Raw genomic sequence first — 18,900 nt, 5'->3', positions numbered from 1 at the left:
CACGGCCGACGACCACCTCAACCAGGTGGTCAAGAAGGATGAGAGCAAGACGGTCGTGTGCCTGATCGCCTGCCTCGGCGCATCGCCGGATCTCGGCTATCTCGACCGCAAGCCAGTTCCACTGCTCGGCCTGCTGCACGGTCGCGCGGTCCCAATCGGACGCGAAAGGTTGCATAGGCATGGCACCAGCCTCCCACCGTCTGACTGGACGATCACCGGTGACGCGTGGACGAAACGGCCGCTATCGTGCAGCGTCGGCAGCGCGGGACTCCAGCCCTGCCGTGTCGAGGGCCCCGTGGACGCCACCGAGAACACGCTCGCGCACCGCCCTGTGAGCGACAGGCGGGCTGATGCCTCTGCCGGAGGCCTGCAGGGACGAGGCTCCAGCAGAGACATCAGCGCTTTTGGGCTGCACATCCCCCCGCACACGGGGGCTGCGGCGCCTCCGGGCAGGCCGCCAGGCCGTCAGGCCTCGACGTCGATGCCGTAGTCGGTGACCAGGCCCGCGAGGCCGGTGTCGTAGCCCTGTCCAACAGCGCGGGCCTTCCAACCGGTCCCATGGCGGTAGAGCTCCACCGCGATGGTGACGGTCTCGCCCGAGGAAAAGCGTCCGGGAACGAAGGACAGCTGGGTTCCGGACGGCTGGGTGATGTCTGCTTGCCAGAGGGTGTGCTGGTCGAAGACCGCGGTGGGTTGGGCATCGAGGTCGATGCTGACGATGATGGCGATGGAGGCGATGTCGTCGGGGACGAGGCTCAGTTCGGCGACGACAGTGTCGCCTCCGACGCGGACTCCTTCGTGGCTTGGGTGGTTGTAGAAGACGAGGTCTTGGTCCATGCGTACCTTGCCGTTGCGGGCGAGGAGCACAGCGGACACATCAACGGGCGCCCCAGTTGCGGTGATGCGAACCGTCGTCGGCTCAGTGGCCACGGCAGTGTTGGCGCGCCCTTGGCCAGTGGCCGCCGAGCGCCGATCTCCTCGCTGCGGGCCGGGGCGGCGGGGGAGTGGGGCGCGGTCGCCGACAGGCCGGTGCTGGCCCCCGTAGCGGTGAGTGCGGCGAGAACGTGCTGGAGGATTGGCCAGCCTTCGGCTTCCCCGCCGGGCCAGGGCCAAGTCAGCCGCTGGGCGCCGAACTCCTTGGCGGTAGGTGGCTTTCCGAGTGCTTCCTGGAGCTGGAGGTACCTCTGAGCCGGTCGACGCCGCTGTTGACGCGTAGCTGCGGCACGGGTCCGGGCTCCTGCCGCCCCCCGGGGGCGCCAAGCGGGTACCTGGATTGGCCGGTGGCCCAACCTCATGCCCAAGGACACCGAACGCCCTTGGCGCGGCGGACGTCCTCGTCGTTGTACAGGACTGGGCGGACCCTCGTTCCGCAGCAGGAGGCTGCCCTCACCACGCCACACAGCCGCCTGCGGTCCTCGCTGTCGTTGCAGACCGCAACCGATTACGGTCCGGACCGCCGACGTCGTCAGGCGGTTCCCTCGGTGACCGTTGCTGTGACCTTGGCCCCGGGGTAGCGCTCTTCCAGCTCTTTGACCAGGGACTGCACCCGGCGGACCGTCTCGATGGGACTGAGCGCTTGCAGCAATGGAAACTCCGGCACCTGCTCTTTGCCCTTGGTCCAGCGCCCCTCGATGACGAGATCCGAACCGATGATGTGTCGCCCCTGCTCATGGGCCTCGCGCACCGCCCATGCCGGTGGTGGTGTTCGCGTCACGGTCAGGCGCAACGTGCGGCCGGCGTACGGCCCCTCCCGGACCGGCTTCGGCACTGCCGGAGGGGCTTTGCGGGGCTCAAGCGGGTGTCGGCCGATCGGCCACCGCCGCGGCCCGTCACGCTCGAGGTCGAATTCCGGCAGGTACGGTCGGCCCGTGGCCGGGTTGATGGTGTTGCGGGCCTGCGCTTTCCACCGCTCGTACGTGCGGTGAGGCAGCGCACGCTCATTCGGAGCTTCCACCAACTCGAGGCCGTAGACGGTGTGAATGGCGCGTTTGGGAGACAATCCGAGCTTCACCGCGTACCTGTACATGATCGAAAAGGTCTCAGCGCGCAGCCGCACGCCGTCCGGCTTCTTGCCGTGGGGAGTGGGAAGGGCGAGTGAGACCAGCCAGATCGAGCTGCGGGGTGCTTCCTGGCTCGCCTCGGCCGTCATCTTGATCCGACGGACCAGCTCGAGGTCATCAGTAGGCCTTCGGGCGTTGCGACGGGTGCCCGGTGGCGGGATGGCGCGGACCTCCCCGGCGGACCAGGTCCGCCAGTCGATGTCGACCTCGACCGTCCAATCCGGCCATCCGTAGAGATTCTGCAGGACGACGCCCGTCTTGGTCAGATCCATCCGAATGTTCATCAACCTCTGCCGCACCAGACAAGCATGGCAGCACCGTCGGACAGGGCTTGCATTCTGGCGAACCTGGAAACTACCCCGATTTTGTCGGCCAGGAGCCCGAAGCGACTCTCGCCAGCCTGGTCCGCATGACGACGAACACACAGAGCTGCCCTGATTGCGACGGCAACGGACGCCACCCGGTCACCCAGGATCCGTGCGAGATGTGCCAGGGCAGCGGCCTCATCCAACGCTGAGTCCCGAACAAGGCGTTCCGCAGCCCACCCCCTCCCGGAGTGCCGGCCTGCCACCGGGCCGGCAAAAAGGGCAGACGATCACCACCGCGACGCACACGTGCACGGCCCCATGCGGGCTCTCTCGCCCACGCGCTTCGCTCCTCCTGGTGCACCGCAGCGGCGCGTCCTGCCCATCCCTATTTGATGGTGCTCACCGACGCGGGCGCCGATACCTCGATCGTGCCTCGACTGCCTCACCCGCCAGGTTCCTCTGGCCGGACCATCGAGGTGTCTGTGCGCCCTGGCGCATTGGAAAAGAAGGCAGAATTCGGCGCGTCGTAGAAAGCACCCGGGTCGTCGATGAGTACCTGCTCGCTCAGGCGACCCTGGCCAGTGAGCGAGCGCTGTCGGCGCCCCGGGCGAGGCGTGCGATGTGGCTGTTTTCGCCGTACGCATGGGTCATTGAGAGTCCCAGGGCAGCACAGGTTGCTGGGGGAGCCGGGACAGGGTCAACAGGAGGTCGTCGCGGCGAAACTCGATGCCTGCTGCCAGCAAGTTGCGCACATGTTTGTCGAGTGCATCTAGGAGGTCGTCCGGCAGGCCGACCGCGACGGGAATCTGCCAGGCGTCCGTGAGCAGATTGTCGAACTCGTGTTCTTGCGCTTGCAGGTGGACATGGATCGACCAGGGTTCCACGGCCTTCATCGGTCCGCGAACGGAGCGGCCTCGCTTGCCCTGGAGCCGGTTCCCTGCGAGCTGGAGCGCGCGTAACACTGCCATTTCTGAGACGGCAGTGACCAGTACGGTGCGGTCCACCAGATTCATACTTCCCCATCCTCTGCTTGTCCTGTGCATTGTCGGCGAATGCGTGCGGCTCGCTCTCGCTCTTCGGCCTGGTGCAGCAGTTTCCCCTGCCACGTCCGGCTTGCTGCTGCGACGGTTCGCAACGCTGGGGGGCCCGTTCTCGCCGTTCTCAACCCCTCGAACCCACCGCTTGACAGGCGTGCCTCCGACACCTGCCTGCGAACCCTGGCGCTCAGGTAGGGCTCTCCACTGTTCAGCAGACCAGGAAGCCGCCGGCCAGTGGCAGGCCCGTCTCGGCGAGGAGCTGGGCGTGGGCGCGCAGATGTTTCGCCTCGGCCGGGAACAAGGGGGCGAACACGTAGCCCCCGGGTGAAGGCGCCAGACGGTGGTGGGCACGGGCAGCGGCCAGCAAGGGGCGTGCCCAGGCGGGGACGGAGTGCAAACGGCACTGTCGGTGACTGGGCGTGTGTGTCTTGAGGACGCTGATGTCTGGGGTGAGGTCCAGGTCCCGGATCCGCCGCAGACTGCCCAGCGCGCTGTCGGTGAAGGCCGACACGCTCAACCCTCCCGCGGTCAGGGGATGCGCCAGCGTGGCCAGCGCGGCGGCGTGCTCCGGCGTGATCTCAGCAGGAGGGGCGGCCCCAGGCAGGATCGCCGTCGCAGCCGCCGAGGAACACTCTTCCTCTTCCTGACCCGCTCGCGCACGACGGGTCCGGCGTCGTGCAGACCCGGCGGCTGCCGCACTGCCCGGGCCCGGAGGATACGCCGGGTAGGCAGGCCCTGGATCCGGCCGGGACAGCACTGCCTCGAACTGTTCCCGGCTGCTGGCACGGTGCATCAGCGGGGCCAGTGCCGGCGGCATCCGGCGCGGGGCGGCCTGCCACACCAAGGTCAGGTGGATTCCCGTCATATCGCGCCAGGCCAGTAACTGTTCGACCCGCCGGGTCGTCAGCAGGTGGGCACGCAGGAGCACCACGTGCCGGATGTCGCCCGCAATGCACCACGCGGCTGCGGCCAGCCACGCCGCCTTCACCGAGTCCAGCGGGACATCGGCTGTACCGGACGCCGGTGCCAGACGCTTGCCCAGTGCGTACAGCACGTCGTGCGCCAGCGCGGCCGGCAGAGCGCTGGCGGGCGTGGGCTGTACGGTGATGCAGCCCTCCGCAGGGCGGTGCGCCCGAAGCGCCACCCGGGTGGAGAACAGGTTGTCCTGCTCGTCCACCACGACCCTCACCTCGCCCCGGTACATGCGCCTTACCCTCCTGTTCTTCTCGGCTGCCCCTGACCGTCCCCGCGGGCGCTGGCCCGGGGTTGCCCGGGCAGCCCGGTGTGGTGCGGGCGGTCCGCGAACGGAGAAGGAGCGGGCCGCCCGCGGACCGTGCGCCTCTCCTACATGCCGGCGACCTTGCTGTAGACCCACTGGACCAGGTCGTCGGTTACTTCGCTCAGCCCCTTTTTCTTCATGCCGTTGAGCATGTGCTTGGTCAAGGTGGCCCAGTTGCGGAAGTTGCCGTGCGCTGCGGCGCGGTCGATGTCGCGGATCCTCTGCGGGGCGGCGCTCTGCCACAACGAGTGGAAGGCGGGCACATTGGCGACGACCTCGTTCTCGGGCATGCGCTGGAACTCCTGCCAGATGAACATCCGCGACGCGAGCATGGGTTCCCGCTTGAGGACCTTGTAGCAGTTGTCCCCGCCGGCGAAGATCACCGCGATGTCGGTCTTGCGGTCATCCCACAGATGCCGCCAGTACTCGAACGAGCTGCGGCCCATCCACTGAGCCTCGTCACACACCAGCACCCGGAACGTCTGCGCCAGGGTTTCCTTCAGCAGGGTGTCGAACTCGATGGGCCGGGTGGGCGGTTCGCCGGGCAGCCCGAGCGCATGAAACAGACCGTGGCGGATATCGCGGGGGGTGGGGCCGGAGCGAAGTTCCAAACGGTAGGTGTGCTCGGGGGCGAGCTTACGGAGCGCCGAGTTCACCGACATCGTCTTGCCATAGCCGGCCGGCCCGAAGGCGCACATCATGGCCTTGGCCTCGAGCGTGGCTTCGACGTTTTCCAGGGTGGTCATCAAAGGCTCGGTGGCCACCAGGTGGGCATCCAGGCGGTGGAAGTGATCTGCGTCTTCTGCAGGGAGCCGACCGTAGTCCAAGTCGAGGTCAATCATGCCTCCTCCTGGGGCGTACCGGGCTTTGACGGGGCGTCCTGCGGCTGCACCGGGCGTGCCCAGCCCTCCGGAACGGGCGGGGGCGGGATGTAGCCGGGGTTGGTCTCGCGCCGGCCGGAGGCAGGCTGCGCGCGCAGTTCGGCCTCGGCTTCCGCCGCGGTCAGCGTGCCCAGCCGTTCGGGCGCGACGGCGCTGGTGACGGCCTTGAAGCGGGAGCGGCGCAGCTTCGCGGCGGCCTTCAGATCCGCGCGCAGCCGCCGCGCCCCGGCCTTCCGGGCGTTACGCACCGCACGGACCTGCTCCTCGCTGGCCGCCTCGGCCAGGACGGCGGCCCCCAGGTGCTCGCCGTCGAGGCCGAACACCTCGATACTGGCGTCGTGGTGGGGCAGATGCCGCACCACTACACGGGTGCCGCCACGGCCGACCATCCAGGGACCGATGTAGTGGCGGTTGCGCCACTGCACGCCCTGCGTGGTGATGACGCGGGTGCGTCCGTCATCCTCCAGCCCGAAGCGGGCCAGCTGCTCGGCGGAAACGTCATACAGCGGGGTGGGGTCGGCCCGCCAGGCCTCCAGCGGCGTGTGGCCGGCCAGCTTCCGGGGCTTGTGCTCGGTGTTCCACCACGTCACCCACTGCAGCAGCAGCTCCACGAAGGCCTCGAAGGTCAGCGCCGGCTCTTCGGGATCCGCGGTGCGGCCGCCGGTGAGGGGCTGCTGGCGGGTGTAGCGGGGCAGGGAGACGAACAGCATCTCCTCGGCCGCGCCGTTGAGCGCCTCGATGGTCCCCTTCAGATGCGGGCTGTAGGCCGGCAGGTCGATGACGGGCACCGCGAACGCACCAAGGGCCGATGCGACGGTGTTGCACAAGAATTCCTTGCCGCGGTCCACACGGATCAGGCCGGGCAGGCCGCCGGCCGGGCCGAAGGACCCGGTGCGGTCCACCGCCATCCGCAGGGCCGCCAGCACCGCGTCCCGGCTGGGCGCGTGCGGCGTCACCGCCACACCGACCACGAACTTGGTGGCGCAGTCGATGAACCAGGTCACCCAGGGCTGGACGAGCTCGTCCTCCACCCACACCCGCACCGGCACACACTTGTGGTCGCCCTCCCAGGCGGCATTGCGGTGCTGCGCCGGACGCTGGACAAACACATCCCGGGCCCGCCGGGCCCGCTCGCCGCGGGCCAGCCCGGCCCGGTCCCCGGCCGTCAAATCCCGCCGCAGAGCCCGGTGCAGCGTCGCCAGAGACGGTGCGGGCAGCGTCGGATCGGCCTTGGCCCGCTGGCACAGTTCGCGGTGCACGGCCGAGGCGTTGCCCGCCCACAGCGCCAGCAGATGCCGGATCTCCGGGGTGATGGTGAACCGCTGCCGCGCGACCGGCTCACGGCTCCCGTCGGCGCGGGCCTGGGACAGCCACCGCCACACCGTCCGCTCCGTACGCTCAAGCGCCTGCGCGACCAATCGCACGTGGTCGGTGGTCAATTCGTTGCGTTCATCCATAGTGATCAGCCGCGCCACCGCGGCTGGCCGGTCCGAACGGGAGGTGAAGACGGGGGCGTCGGCACCGGGCGCGCCGGTACAAGGCATGGTCATACAGCCTCTTTCTCAGGGATGACATGTGAGCTGGTCGGGCCCGCAGGGAGCCTGCGGTACCCGGGAGGGACGGTCCGGCGGCCGTCTGCCACCGGGCCATGAAGATGGGCCCGTGGAGATGTCCCAGGCGGGAAGGACCACCGCCTTACTCCGCGGGAGAAGCACGCCGCCGGGCCCCGGGGTGCCGCAGTACCCCGGGGCGGGCTGAGGCGCTTACGTGTGTTCCGTCAGCTGCCGGACTCCGTCGCGCACCATCTGAGTGCGTTCCTGCGGTGTGAGCCAACGGGCCGTGGAGCCCTGGGCGCTCTTTTCGACGATCAAGACGTCGTCAACGGCGTCGGCCACCGGGTACAAGTGGCTGATGACGGTGATCAGCTTGTCCTGGAACACCTGGCTGCGCAGGACCGAAAGGGTCTCCGCCAGCCGGTCGGGGTCCAGGGAGCCGAAGCCCTCGTCCAGGAACAGGCTCCCCAGCATGTGGTGACCACCGCTGCGCAGTTCGACCAGGGCGAGTGCGAGCGCGACGGAGGCCTGGAAGGTTTCCCCGCCGGAAAGGGACTGCGGGCTGCGCACCAGGTTCGTGGTGAGGTCCTGGATCTGGAAGTCGCCGATGAAGGCGTAGAGCCCCCGGGACAACTGCTGAAGGAGCTTGCTGGCATGGGCGAGCAGGGTCCGGGTGCGCAGCCGGGTGAGATGCGCGGGGAAGTTGCGGTCGCTGAGCTGCACACCCAGTCTGGACCAGATAGCGGCCTGCCGTTCTGCTTCCGCCAGTGCGGTATCGAGCCGTTCGGCGTAGGGGATCTGGGATTGCGCGGTGCGCGCGTCTTCGGCGGCCCGGCTGCAGGCGACGTAGGCGTCGCTGCTCTTGTGACTGAGCGGATCAAGGACGGCGGGGGCGAGAAGGTCGCCCGCTTCGGGCAGGGCGAAGCCCGGGTCGGGGTCGATGTCGTCGGCGGCGGTGCCGGCTTCGCGGGTGAGTTCTGCCTCGAAGGCGCTGATCTCTTCGTGGCACTTGCGTGCAGCCCGCTTCAATGCGTCGACCAGGTGCTGGCTTCGTGCGGTGAGAGCGTGCGCGTAGGTGCCGACGGCGACCGGATCGTCCCCGTTCGCGGCGGGCGGCAGCCCGGCGGGTGTTTCCTCGCCGAGGATGCTGTGCGCATCGGCGGCCGCGTCCGCCCAGCGTTCCAGCTGTGTGGTGAGCTTGCGGACGGGGGTCTCAACCGTGCGCCTGCGGCGCTCGGCCAGGGCCTGCCGCGCCTCAGCATGCTCGGCCAAGGCCTGGCGTGCTTTATCGCGGTCCTGCGTCGCCTTGTCCAGCACGGCCAGATGGCGGGCGGCTGCTTCCTGCGCGGCGGTGATGTCCTGGGCGCAGGGCAGCTGGTCCGGGGCGGGCTGGCCCGGACGCACCGTGGCGGGCAGCCGGGTGATCTCCTCCAGCAGGGTTTGCAGATCCTCCTCGCGCCGTCCTCGGGCCTTCTCCAGCCGGCGGCGTTCACGCTGCAGTCGGCCACGCTGGCGCTTGAGGTCGGCCTGGTGCTCGCTGCTGCGGTCCTGCGCCGCGACCAGCCGTGCCTGGGCGGAGGTGTGGGCCGTGCGAGTCTCCTCTTCCTTCTCGCGCAGCGGCTGCAGGAGCGCGGTGACCGTGCGGTTGAGCTGGGCCGGGGTTTCCGGCCCGCTCTCGTGGAACGCGTGTGCCCGGTCGGTGGTCTGCCGCACCAGCGTCTCCAGGACGGCGGCCGTGCCGGAAGCAAGGGCAGGCCCTACCGTGTCCACCAGTTCGCGCAGCTGCAGCAGTGCCTCCTGGGTGCGCTCCTGGGCGGCGACGTGCTTGCGCCGGTGATCGGCGGCCTTCTTCTTGGCGGCCTTCACGTCGGCGGCCGCCTCCGATCGCGCGACCTTTCCGTCGTCGAGGGCCGTGGCCTTTCTGCGGACATTGTTCTTGGCCCGGGCCAGGGCCTTGCTGTCCAAGGGCTGCGGAGCAGTGAAGTCATCGGGCAGGGGCTGGGCGCATACCGTGCAGGCGTCTCCCGGCTCGAGCCCCTGGCCGGCGGCGTGGGCGGCCTCGCTGCGCTGCAGCGCGACTAGGCTGTCCTGGGCGGTCTCGTGGGCGGCCTGCAGTTCACCTACTTTCTGCTCCAGCTGTGTGTGATGGGCCTGCTGTTCCTGCAGGGCCGTGAGCACTGTGTGCTCCGCCAGGAGCTTCCGGGCGGCGGTTCCGGCTTCCTGCAGGACCGTGCGCACCACGTCCTGGATCTGGTCGCCGCTGGCACGCGCCTGGGTTACGGCGCGCGCGGCTCGGTCTGCATCCTCGGCCAGGGCTGCCGTGCGCTGTTCACGCTCGGCCAGCTCCTGTTGTGCCTCTGCGAACTCCTTCTCGTGCTCATGGTGCAGCCGCTCGTCCTGCTCCAGCCGCTCGGCCCGGGCATGCAGATCGGCTGCGCGGTCTGGCAGATGCGACAGCACCGCTTGAGCGTCGGACAGGGAGTGGAGGGTGTTGCCGCTGCCGGCGGCCTGTTCCAGCGCTTCGTGGCAGGTGCTGAGCCGCTTCTCCAGGCCGTCGGCGGCCTCTTCCAGGGCAGCAGCGTCGGTACCGACCTCCTCTGCGGTCCGGGCCAGCGCAGCCGCCGTGGCGGCCGCATCCGGGACCCTGCGCTTGCGTAGCGCCCGTGCAGCCTTGTCCAGGTCCTGCGCGTGATGCCGGCGCTCAGTCGCCCGGCGTTGGGCTTCGCGCAGCCGATCCAGCCGCTCGCGGCGCCGGGCCGCGGTGTGGCCAAGGCGTTCGCTCTCTGCGGCCGCCCGGGAGGCGGTGGCCTGCGGGTCGGGCCACAGACGCCGGCGTTCCTTGACGGCCTCGGCGATACGCGTGCTCAGGTTTTTCTCGCGGTCCTGGGCGTACTTGCGTACGCGTTCCAGCTCGGAGATGCCGAACACGCTGCGCAGGAGACCGGCGCGTTCGGCCGAGCCGGCCTTGAGGAGGGTGTCGAACTCCCCCTGGCGCAGCAGAATTGCTCTGACGAAGCCGATGTAGTCCAGCCCGATGATCTGCTCTACCCTCTGGGTCACTGCCCGCATGTCGTCGGTCTGCTCGCCGGTGTCCCCGCCTTCCAAAGACTCGAGCAAGGCCTTCGGCCGGGTGCGGTTGGCATGCAGCGTGCGGGAGACCCGCCATGTCCGCCCGTTCGCCGAGAACTCGAACGCCACGTGCATGTCGGAGTGCCCGTCGCTGATCAGGTGATACCCGCTCTTATCCCACGAGCATCGCCCGTACAGGGCCAGAGTGATCGATTCGAGGAGGGTGGTCTTACCTGAGCCGGTGGGCCCCAGGATCCCCATCAGACGCTTGCCGGTGAAGTCGATGGTGCAGGTCGACGGGTAGCTGCGCACCCCGGTGAGCGTGAGCCGCAGCGGCCTCACGATGCCTCCGTCCAGGTGTCTTCCAGCGCGGTGCGCAGCAGTTCTTCCGCATGGACCGGCCTGGGGGCTTCCTCATCGAGCTGCCCGAGCAGATCCGCGAACGCGGAGGCGGTGGACTGCGCCGTCTCGCCGCTCATGCCCTGGTCCGTCAGATAGGCGCAGAAGGCGTCACCAAGATTCAGCTCTTCGTCTGCCGCCTCTTCCAGGAGGGCATCGTCGGACTCCGGCCGCTTCGGCGCTGCGGAGACGAGGATCGCGTGGGGGACGATCTCGGCGACCGTGCGGGTGAGCAGCGCGTCTGGCTCTTCGTCGGTGATGACGGCCTTGAGGAAGACCCCCTTGTACAGGTGGGCCGTCTGCCTCAGCTCCTCGAGGGGCCCTTCGAAGACTGCCAGTTGCCGGCCTGCGGACAGCCGGCGCCGCATGACCCGTACCGGCCGCCCGGGGTCGGCGTCGACGATGACGACGCTCTTGGCCTCCCCGCGCTCGCCGAAGTCCATCTGCAGAGGGCTGCCGGCATAGCGAGCGGCGAACGGCACGCCCGCCACGGCCTGCGGGGCGTGGATGTCCCCGAGAGCGGCGTACGCCACCTCCGGCAGATCGGCGGGAGCGGTAGTGAAGGCTCTGTCGGCATCCGAGTGCCGTTCGCTGCGGGAGGGCGAGGCGCCCGCGACGAACACGTGGGCCGCAAGGACCAGGACGTCCCGGTCGGGGTCATGTCCCTCATACAGGGCCTGCATCAGCTCCCTCTGCAGTCCGCGCATCCCCTCCGCGTAGGCGGCGGGCGTCGTGCCCGAGACCGAGGAGCGCTGCCAGAACCGATTGGGGTGCACGTACGGCAGCACGGCCAGACGGATCCGCTGCCGCCCGCCGCGGGTGTCGAAGGTGAGGACGCCCCCTTCGCGCGCGGGCCGGAGCTTGTCGATGAAGAACAGCCCGCGGCCCCGGGAAGGCCCGCTCAAGCAGGCCAGGAGCTCGAAGTACCCGGGGGAGTCGTGGTTGCCGGCCACCACCACGGTGGGGGCAATGGCGGCCAGGTCATCCAGCGTGCGCACGGCACGGATCAGGTCCCGGGAGGTGGGGCGCGAGGTGTCGAACAGATCGCCGCTGTGGACGATCAGGTCCGGCTCGGTTTCCCGTGCAATCGCTGTGATCTCGGCCAGAACGCCGTCGAAATCCTCCTCCCGCGAGTACCGCCCCAAGGCGCGGCCCAGATGCCAGTCGGAAGTGTGGAGAAGCCTACTCATGCCTTCGTGCGCCTTCCAGGTGCGAGGCGTGGAGAGCACCGATGGTGCCTTACGGAGCCGAGACCATACATGAACTCCCGAGATGAAATGAGATCCCCGAGTTCCTGTTAGCATCGCGCACATGCATGAGCACCTGGACGCCCTCGAAAGACGCATGCAGCAGCTGCAGCAGGCGATCCGACAGGCGCAGGCGCAACACGACCAGACCGAGGCCGCCCGCCTGCGCCAGGAGCTGAAGCGCACCCAGAAGGCCTGGGACGTGCTGCTCGGTAGCGACGACGAACAGCCCGAGCAGGCCCCGCTGCAGCCCCGGCCGGCTCCCGTTGCACCCCGCTGGGGCGGCCGGCCGGTTCGTGAACAGGTCCACCAGGTGCTGACCCTGCTCACCGTCCCCGCCGCACCCAGACTGCTCAGCCAGGTCCACGAGGCGTTCTTCACCGGCCCGCTGAACACCGCACGCCTGAACACCCTGCGCCGGGATGAGAAGAACTCCTTCCGCGCCACCCCCCACGCCCGTCCCTACTACCTCTGCCCCGCCCTGACCTGCGACCTGCTCTCCCCGGTACGCGCTCTGATCGCGCTGAGCACCTGGCCCCTGGAACAGCGCCTGGTCGGCCCTCTCACCCACCGGGTCCACTTCCTCACCGCGGCGATGCGGCTGGCCGACGCCGCCGAAAACCTCTCCGCCGACCGGCCCTCGGAACCCGCCGAGCGGCTTCTCGCGGACTTCGGCCGCAACATTCCCGGCTGCCCCACCTCTCAGGGCCCGGCCGACCTGGACGCGCTGCGCCAGGCCGCTGCGGCCGAACTGGAGATCCACGCCGACGACGACGCGGACACCCGTTCCGAAGCAGCCCGCAGGGCCCGCCGCACCCTCGGCGAGGAAGAGCAGGTCTTCGGCAACGTCCTGCGCAACACCACCCGTCTGCGCCGCACATCCTGACGCCACAGCCGCAAGCCGCACGGCACCCTGCGATCCCTCCTCGGAGAGAAACGCGAAAACACGAGGAAATCTGTGAATCTGCTCGATGAGCGGCTGGACGCTCTGCGAGGACCAGCCGCGCCGCTCCCGCACACCGCGCGTACCCTGGCCGCGCTCACCGCCAACCCCACCTGCGACCGCCGAGCCCTGATCGACGCGGCCGGTATCGACAAGGACGCCCTGGCCGCCCATCTGGGCCTGCCCCGGCCGCTGCGCAAGTCCCGGATCGCACTCCGTCACGGCACCGCCTTCGAGCACCGTGTCACCGACAACAGCGCCGGGGAACTCGTACGGTTGCTCCGCCAGGCCCTCGGCCTGCCCCTGCCCCAGGTCTCCTACGAAGACCTCAGCCGTGTCGCCGGGGCCGCCTTCCCCCTTCGGCTGCGCCACGCCCGCACCCGGTCGTTCATTCTCCGCGCAGCAGACGGAAAAGAGGATGCCCGCAACCTGTTTGACCACCCTGTCCTGCGGCTGACCGTCGCCGGCCACCACATCTATCTGGAGCCCGATGTCGTGGCCTTCCGCCACGACGGACGTTTCCACGTCGTGGAGATCAAGTCATTTCCCGTCGTCGACGGACAGCCCGACGGCATCAAGCTCGGCGCGGCTCTGACTCAGGCCGCCGCCTACATCCTGGCCCTGCGTGAACTTCTCACCGACAACGGCCTGCCGGGCGAAAGTGTCTCCGACGAGGTGGTTCTGGTCACCCCTTTGAACTTCTCCGGCCGTCCCACCGCCACAGTCGTCAACGCCCACTGGGAGGTCAGGTCCCTCAGTCGCCACCTCGGCCGGCTCCGCCGCCTGCCCGAACTGCTGGACCGTCTTCCCTCCGGCACCACCCTCGACCTGGCCCCCGGCCCCGACCGCAAACCCACCCGCCCCCGCCGCGAACTCCACGCCGCCCTGGCCGCCCTGCCGCCCCATTACACCCCTGCCTGCCAACACCACTGTGACCTGGCCTTCCACTGCCGCAGCGAGGCCCGACGCCGCGGCAGCCTGGAAGCCCTGGGCACCGCGGTCCGCGAGGACACCGCAGGAATCGACACCCTGGCCGGCGCCCTGGCACTCACCGACAATCACGTGCGACCCGCACGGGACGAGAAAGACATCGCCCAGTCCCTGCGCCACGCCCAGCGCGTCTACGACGACTTCCAGGCAGGCATCGGATGAGCCTGCTGACCTCCTTGCTGCGGATGCGAGCCGCTGACAGCGGCCACGCCGTCCGCACCAGCCGACTGCGCCACTTCCACCTCAGCGACCGCCCGTTGATGCTGCTGCCCCTACGGCACCCCGGCCCCATGGCACGCCCTCTGGCCGTCATGCTGGGCACCACCCCCGCCCGCCCCCGCCTTCTCGTCGCGCCGCCCTCGGGCAGCACCATCCCTGTGCTCACCGACCTGGCCGCAGCCGTCACCGACCACATCGGCACCTGCCAGCAGCACTCCCAATACCTGGCCGCCACTTCCACCAGGCCCGCTCGGCACCGCTACACCGACGCCCCCCAAATCCTCGTCCCTGACCCGCAGACCGCGGCATTCCTCAGCGATCTCGGACGCGACCTGCGGTTCCGCCCCCTGCACCAGGGCATCGACGCCGCCCGATCCGTGCGGCGCCTGGGGCAGTGGCTCACCTATTTCACCGACCGCGCCGAGATCCCCGGATCGCCCGCCCTCATCCCGCTGACCAGGTTCCTCGTGATGCACTGGGTCACCGGCCAAAGCCCTCTGGAGGACGAGGACCTGGCCACCCTGCTGGCCTGGATCGACCCGCCCCACCACGCCGCCTCCGGCTACGAGGCCGCCCTCGCAGCACAGGACCCCGCCGCCCTCCACCGCCCCGCGGGACCGGCCACCGGCGCCGCCTTCGACAACGAACGGCTGGAGCCCCTCTTCGACGCCTACGCCGACTCCGGCACGGCGGACCAGCCCCGCATCCTCCAGGAACTCCAGCCCCTCCTGGCCACCTACCTGCAGCCCGCCTGGGACCTGATGTGGCAGGCATACACGCTTCTTCAGGCCCTCCCCGAAGCCGAAAGCACCCCACGCCGCTGGAAGCAGGAATGCGGCACATTCACCGAGATGAGCACCTACCTCTCCCAAGGCGGCCCTCCCCAGCCGACACGCGATCAGGCCGTTGGCGCCGCCCTACGCCTGACCCTTCGCGAGCAGGCTGGTGCCGCCTTCCGAGCTGAACGCGCCATCGACGACCCGTTCGCCCGGGCGGAACTGCGCACCGCCGGCGAGGCCGTCGCCGCCACCGTCACCGCCGTCGCCCCCGAACACCTCACCCGCGGGCCCACCGGACGTGCACAGTGGCGCCCCCGTCTCACCCTGTCCACCACGGACCCCGTGTACCTGGACCCCGGCTCGTACCTGGCCTGCCACACCCACCGCAAGGCCCGCTACCGGATCCGCGAGATCACCCCCACCGACAGCGAGACCCTCCTCGAGCTCGAAATCACCGCCGGCATGAACACCGTGGCCCGTCCCAACCACGCCGTCCTGCCCGCCCCCGGCGACCGACTTGTGTTCACTACCGCCCCCGACCGCCACCGGATGCCGGAACTCCCCTCCCGCGACCTGACCCCCTGGACTCACGGAGGCCCTCCCGCCGACACTCCGGACGACTGCGATGAGCACCCGTGACCTCTCCCCACCCAACCTCGCCGCAGCAGCAGGCGGACCACACCGTGCGCACCGTCCTGGGCCAGCTGCCCATCCTCACCCACCGCGGACTCGTCGTCGACTCACCGCCCGGCGCCGGCAAGACCACCCTGGCCGCCCAGGCCGCCGCCACCCTCGCCCGGTCCGCCCCCTGCATCGTCATCGCCCAGACCAACAACCAGGTCGACGAACTCCTCAAGCGTCTGGCCCGCCTTCACCCCGACCTGCGGCTCGCCCGGCTCACCGCGGAGGACCACAACATCCCGGCCGACCTGCACTCCCTGCCCGGCCTGCGCATCAGCACCAGCATCAAAGGTCTTGAAAAGCGCGACGTCATCGCCGGCACCGCCATGAAATGGGCCACGGTCACCGACCGCACATGGCCGTGGGCGGTCATCGACGAGGTCTACCAGATGCGCTCCGATCTACTCCTGCGCACCGCCCCTCTGTTCGACAAAGCACTGTTCGTCGGCGACCCCGGACAACTGGACCCGTTCTCCGCAGCCGACACCCACCGCTGGGCGGGCCTGCCCCACGACCCCCTCGCCAACGCAGTCACCGTCCTGCTGGACAACAACCGCGACCTGCCGCTGCACACCCTGCCCGCCTCCTGGCGCCTGCCGCCCTCAGCCATCCCCCTGGTCGGCAAGGCCTTCTACCCTCTCACCCCCTTCCACGCCGGGCACCCGGAAACCAACCGCACACTGGCCTTCGCCGCCACCGGCATACGCAGCCCCCTGGACAAGACGATCGACCACGCCGCACGCACCGGATGGGCGTTGCTGGAGTTGCCCGCCCGCTTCACCCACCGCCTGGACACCGAAGCCCTGCACGCCGCCGCCGCACTCGCCGAACGCCTGCTGATCCGGCACGCCGCCATCACCTGCGAAGACCACCCCCAAGGCCGCGACCTGGAGCCGCGCGACATCGCCATCGGCACCGTCCACCGCGACCAGGCCCGCCGCATCCGCGCCCTTCTGGCGCACGATCCGCGGCTGCACGCCGTCACCGTCGACACCGCCAACCGACTCCAGGGACGCGAGTTCAGCGTCACCATCGCCCTGCACCCTCTCTCCGGCCGTTCCGATGCCTCGGCCTTCCACCTGGAGGCCGGCCGCCTGTGCGTCCTCACCACCCGCCACCGCCACGCCTGCATCGTCATCGCACGCGCCGGAATCGACCAGCTCCTGGACGCACACGGCTCCAACGGCCCCGTCCACCTCGGCGTCACCTCCAAGATCCCCGACAGTTGGGGAGCCCACCACACCGTCCTCGAACACCTCGCACCGCACACCATCGGTGCCCGATGAACCCTTACACTGCGCCAATGGCACGGGACGCTGGTGCAGTTGCGCAGGACAGCCGCAGGCACGCCACCGAGGGGCTCACCCCGACCCGCGACGATGCGGCCGTCGGCCGTCAGCAGGCGTCCCCTTCGGCGGCTGCCAGTGTCGACGCCGTGCTCCGGCTCGCCGAGGGACTACCGGATCTGGAGAGAGTCCGCGCTGTCGACGACTACGACGCCTCAGAACTGACAAAGACCGAACAGCGGCAGAAGGAACAGACCGAAAAAGTCATCGGTACAGCCCTCGCGGCGGGAGACGCCGCGGTCTGGGTCATCGCGCAGGCCTTGGAACGAGCGGCCAAGGGCCGATGGTGGCGGCGCAGCCATGACAGCCTCGGGGCCTATATACAGGCGACCATCGGCCGGTCCGCCGTCTACGGACGCCAGCTGAGGAAGAACGCCCCGCTCGCCCTGGAGACGGCACAAAGAACCGGCAGTGTACCCAAGCCGTCCCAGGTGGAAATCACCTGGAAGACCGAACGGCGGCATGGCCGCAACGCGGCAGTCACCCTCTACGAAGCCGTCCGCGACGTCACTGCCGAACTGGGCGGCCGCCTCACCGCCGACTGCCTGGAGGCCGTTCACCACAGCCTGCCGGACCGGTTGCCCAAAGATCCCGAACAGCAGCGGACCGTGATCGAGCAGACAGCCCGGCGCGCCCTCCGTGCGCGTGAGGACACCGCGCCTTTGGACGAGGCGCCGGAGCCTGTGCGCTGGAAGGGCCTATGGCCTCTCCGCTTCGTGGCGCCCGCCTCCTGCTCGCCGGAGAGCACCCCGGCGCCCATGCCCATAACCGAGGCGAACGACAGTGCCCCCATCGGAGCGTCCGGCAGCGAGGAGAGGGAGGGCGACGCCTGCGAAGCCCGCGGGGGCCTCCACGACGCGGAGCCCGTTGCCGCATGCCTGACCGCACTCCACGAGGCACTCGGCGTGCTCAACGCCCTCGACCGAGCCGTCACCGAAGATGTCTTCGCCCGGGCTGCTGCCGGCCCCGGCGCTGCGGCGGAGTACGAGAAGCTCCGGCACGCCATCATCGCCAAGACCACTGCCATCCGCAGCAAGGCGCTCAAGGCACCTCCGGGATGAGGGCGCATCCGCCCGGCCCCTTAAGGTGGGTTGCCGGGCGGATGCGCCGCGGACGGCGAGTTGCTCGGTCCAATGCCACTCTGGTCCCGCTGACGACCGGCGGTTTGACCGACTACACCCAACAGCCGGTCGGGCCAGCGCCGCCAGCAGACCCAATGCCGACCCATCGTTGGGAAGACGCCCGGACTACGGCGGACGCACCCTGCCGCGGCCCTCTCACCACCAAGCCCCCACAGAGCCGGTACGTGACCCGGCCCGCACTGGCCTGCCCCCAACGACGTACTGCCCTGGCTGATCGCCATACCCGAAGGCGGTGTAGACGGACCGCGTGGCCTGCCATCCCGACACCCCGCCACAAGCGTCCGCGTTGACGGAGCTCGGGACACCTACTAATGTGCATCCCCGATCAGATATCAGAGTGCGCTTGAGAGGTGTGGGTTGCTGCTGACGACCGGACAGGCCGCCGAGGCCCTGGGCTGCGCCATCACCACCTTCCGCCGCCTCATCCGCGCCCAGCTGTTGCCGGGCCTGTCCCGCCGCGGCGTGCGCGTCATGATCCCGCTGGAGGGCGTCCAGGCCCTCGCCGCCCGCGAGGCGGCCCCGCTGCACCACCTGTCGGCACAGGAAATCGCAGTGCTGCGCGTGGACGCGGCAAAGCCCGTTCAGGAGACCGACCGCGACTGGATCGGCTTCTCCGCCACGCTGCCGCCCCAGGCGCTACTCAAGGGACTGCGCGGCTGGTGGCGCTGCGATCCGGCGAGCGTGGCGGTCGGGGGAGTGCTGCCAGTGACCCTGTCCGGCTACGTCGTCGCCGTCCTCACCGGTCTGGAGACCTGGGAGAAGGACGACCGCGGCCGCCACTCCTTCCCCCAGGCGCGCTTGGCTGGCTACATCACCGACCTCACCACCCCCGCCACCCACCTCCAACCCGGACCCGCACCCGACCGCGCGGTCGCGGACCTCCTTCTTGGAACCCGCCTGACCTCCGACTCCGGCGGCGCCATCGCCTACCGTTCCACCACCCGCTGACCGCACCGCTCCTCAAGGA

The 18,900-nt window shown here is 69.7% G+C and carries 14 protein-coding genes and 1 pseudogene; 6 read left to right on the top strand and 9 right to left on the bottom strand.

Annotated elements, in window-relative coordinates:
- The 9 genes and pseudogenes from ACFZCY_RS42815 to ACFZCY_RS42775 all read right to left on the bottom strand — a co-directional run.
- Nucleotides 1-181, bottom strand: a pseudogene (locus ACFZCY_RS42815) (hypothetical protein); the annotation flags it as partial.
- A 284-nt stretch (nucleotides 182-465) separates the two neighbouring features.
- Nucleotides 466-930 (bottom strand): TerD family protein, encoded by a 465-nt coding sequence (locus ACFZCY_RS42810; protein ID WP_391186680.1) that lies wholly within the window; start codon nucleotides 928-930, stop codon nucleotides 466-468.
- Nucleotides 931-1,465: 535 nt separating this feature from the next.
- Nucleotides 1,466-2,332 (bottom strand): hypothetical protein, encoded by an 867-nt coding sequence (locus tag ACFZCY_RS42805; protein WP_391186677.1) that lies wholly within the window; start codon nucleotides 2,330-2,332, stop codon nucleotides 1,466-1,468.
- 683 nt (nucleotides 2,333-3,015) lie between these two features.
- The gene (locus ACFZCY_RS42800) at nucleotides 3,016-3,381 is read right to left on the bottom strand and encodes a hypothetical protein (protein ID WP_391186674.1); all 366 of its coding nucleotides are present in this window, start codon (nucleotides 3,379-3,381) and stop codon (nucleotides 3,016-3,018) included.
- Nucleotides 3,382-3,613: 232 nt separating this feature from the next.
- Entirely contained in the window at nucleotides 3,614-4,585 is a 972-nt protein-coding gene (locus ACFZCY_RS42795; protein ID WP_391186671.1) for a hypothetical protein, read from the bottom strand.
- A 164-nt stretch (nucleotides 4,586-4,749) separates the two neighbouring features.
- Nucleotides 4,750-5,526, bottom strand: coding sequence for an AAA family ATPase (locus ACFZCY_RS42790; protein ID WP_391186668.1), 777 nt, complete (start codon nucleotides 5,524-5,526; stop codon nucleotides 4,750-4,752).
- The gene (locus tag ACFZCY_RS42785; protein ID WP_391186695.1) at nucleotides 5,523-7,040 is read right to left on the bottom strand and encodes a Mu transposase C-terminal domain-containing protein; all 1,518 of its coding nucleotides are present in this window, start codon (nucleotides 7,038-7,040) and stop codon (nucleotides 5,523-5,525) included. Before ACFZCY_RS42785 ends, ACFZCY_RS42790 begins: the two co-directional genes overlap by 4 nt.
- 288 nt (nucleotides 7,041-7,328) lie before the next feature.
- Nucleotides 7,329-10,529, bottom strand: a complete 3,201-nt coding sequence (locus tag ACFZCY_RS42780; RefSeq protein WP_391186665.1) for an AAA family ATPase — start codon at nucleotides 10,527-10,529, stop codon at nucleotides 7,329-7,331.
- Nucleotides 10,526-11,776: an exonuclease subunit SbcD gene (locus tag ACFZCY_RS42775; protein ID WP_391186662.1), complete on the bottom strand. Its 1,251-nt coding sequence runs from the start codon at nucleotides 11,774-11,776 to the stop codon at nucleotides 10,526-10,528. The genes ACFZCY_RS42780 and ACFZCY_RS42775 overlap by 4 nt, the downstream gene beginning before the upstream one ends.
- A gap of 121 nt (nucleotides 11,777-11,897) precedes the next feature.
- Between ACFZCY_RS42775 and ACFZCY_RS42770 the strand changes: the two genes are divergently transcribed.
- From ACFZCY_RS42770 to ACFZCY_RS42745, 6 genes are all read left to right on the top strand, one after another.
- Nucleotides 11,898-12,719, top strand: a complete 822-nt coding sequence (locus tag ACFZCY_RS42770; protein ID WP_391186660.1) for a hypothetical protein — start codon at nucleotides 11,898-11,900, stop codon at nucleotides 12,717-12,719.
- A 72-nt stretch (nucleotides 12,720-12,791) separates the two neighbouring features.
- On the top strand, nucleotides 12,792-13,928 hold the full coding sequence (locus ACFZCY_RS42765) for a hypothetical protein (protein ID WP_391186657.1): 1,137 nt from the start codon (nucleotides 12,792-12,794) through the stop codon (nucleotides 13,926-13,928).
- Nucleotides 13,925-15,403: a hypothetical protein gene (locus tag ACFZCY_RS42760; protein ID WP_391186654.1), complete on the top strand. Its 1,479-nt coding sequence runs from the start codon at nucleotides 13,925-13,927 to the stop codon at nucleotides 15,401-15,403. Before ACFZCY_RS42765 ends, ACFZCY_RS42760 begins: the two co-directional genes overlap by 4 nt.
- Nucleotides 15,400-16,731, top strand: coding sequence for an AAA domain-containing protein (locus ACFZCY_RS42755; RefSeq protein WP_391186651.1), 1,332 nt, complete (start codon nucleotides 15,400-15,402; stop codon nucleotides 16,729-16,731). The genes ACFZCY_RS42760 and ACFZCY_RS42755 overlap by 4 nt, the downstream gene beginning before the upstream one ends.
- A gap of 17 nt (nucleotides 16,732-16,748) precedes the next feature.
- The gene (locus ACFZCY_RS42750) at nucleotides 16,749-17,852 is read left to right on the top strand and encodes a hypothetical protein (RefSeq protein WP_391186648.1); all 1,104 of its coding nucleotides are present in this window, start codon (nucleotides 16,749-16,751) and stop codon (nucleotides 17,850-17,852) included.
- Between the two features lie 438 nt (nucleotides 17,853-18,290).
- Complete coding sequence (locus ACFZCY_RS42745; protein WP_391186645.1) at nucleotides 18,291-18,881, top strand: helix-turn-helix domain-containing protein; 591 nt, start codon at nucleotides 18,291-18,293, stop codon at nucleotides 18,879-18,881.
- Nucleotides 18,882-18,900 lie beyond the last annotated feature (19 nt).

This window comes from Streptomyces sp. NPDC007983 (genome assembly GCF_042958345.1).
Lineage (GTDB): Bacteria > Actinomycetota > Actinomycetes > Streptomycetales > Streptomycetaceae > Streptomyces.
This window is presented reverse-complemented; position numbering and strand designations above follow the sequence as displayed.

Bases quoted from the DNA above. Each gene is read 5' to 3' on its own strand.
- ACFZCY_RS42770 (WP_391186660.1), top strand. From the start codon at position 11,898: ATGCATGAGCACCTGGACGCCCTCGAAAGACGCATGCAGCAGCTGCAG.
- ACFZCY_RS42775 (WP_391186662.1), bottom strand. From the start codon at position 11,776: ATGAGTAGGCTTCTCCACACTTCCGACTGGCATCTGGGCCGCGCCTTG.
- ACFZCY_RS42800 (WP_391186674.1), bottom strand. From the start codon at position 3,381: ATGAATCTGGTGGACCGCACCGTACTGGTCACTGCCGTCTCAGAAATG.
- ACFZCY_RS42760 (WP_391186654.1), top strand. From the start codon at position 13,925: ATGAGCCTGCTGACCTCCTTGCTGCGGATGCGAGCCGCTGACAGCGGC.
- ACFZCY_RS42790 (WP_391186668.1), bottom strand. From the start codon at position 5,526: ATGATTGACCTCGACTTGGACTACGGTCGGCTCCCTGCAGAAGACGCA.
- ACFZCY_RS42805 (WP_391186677.1), bottom strand. From the start codon at position 2,332: ATGGATCTGACCAAGACGGGCGTCGTCCTGCAGAATCTCTACGGATGG.
- ACFZCY_RS42750 (WP_391186648.1), top strand. From the start codon at position 16,749: ATGGCACGGGACGCTGGTGCAGTTGCGCAGGACAGCCGCAGGCACGCC.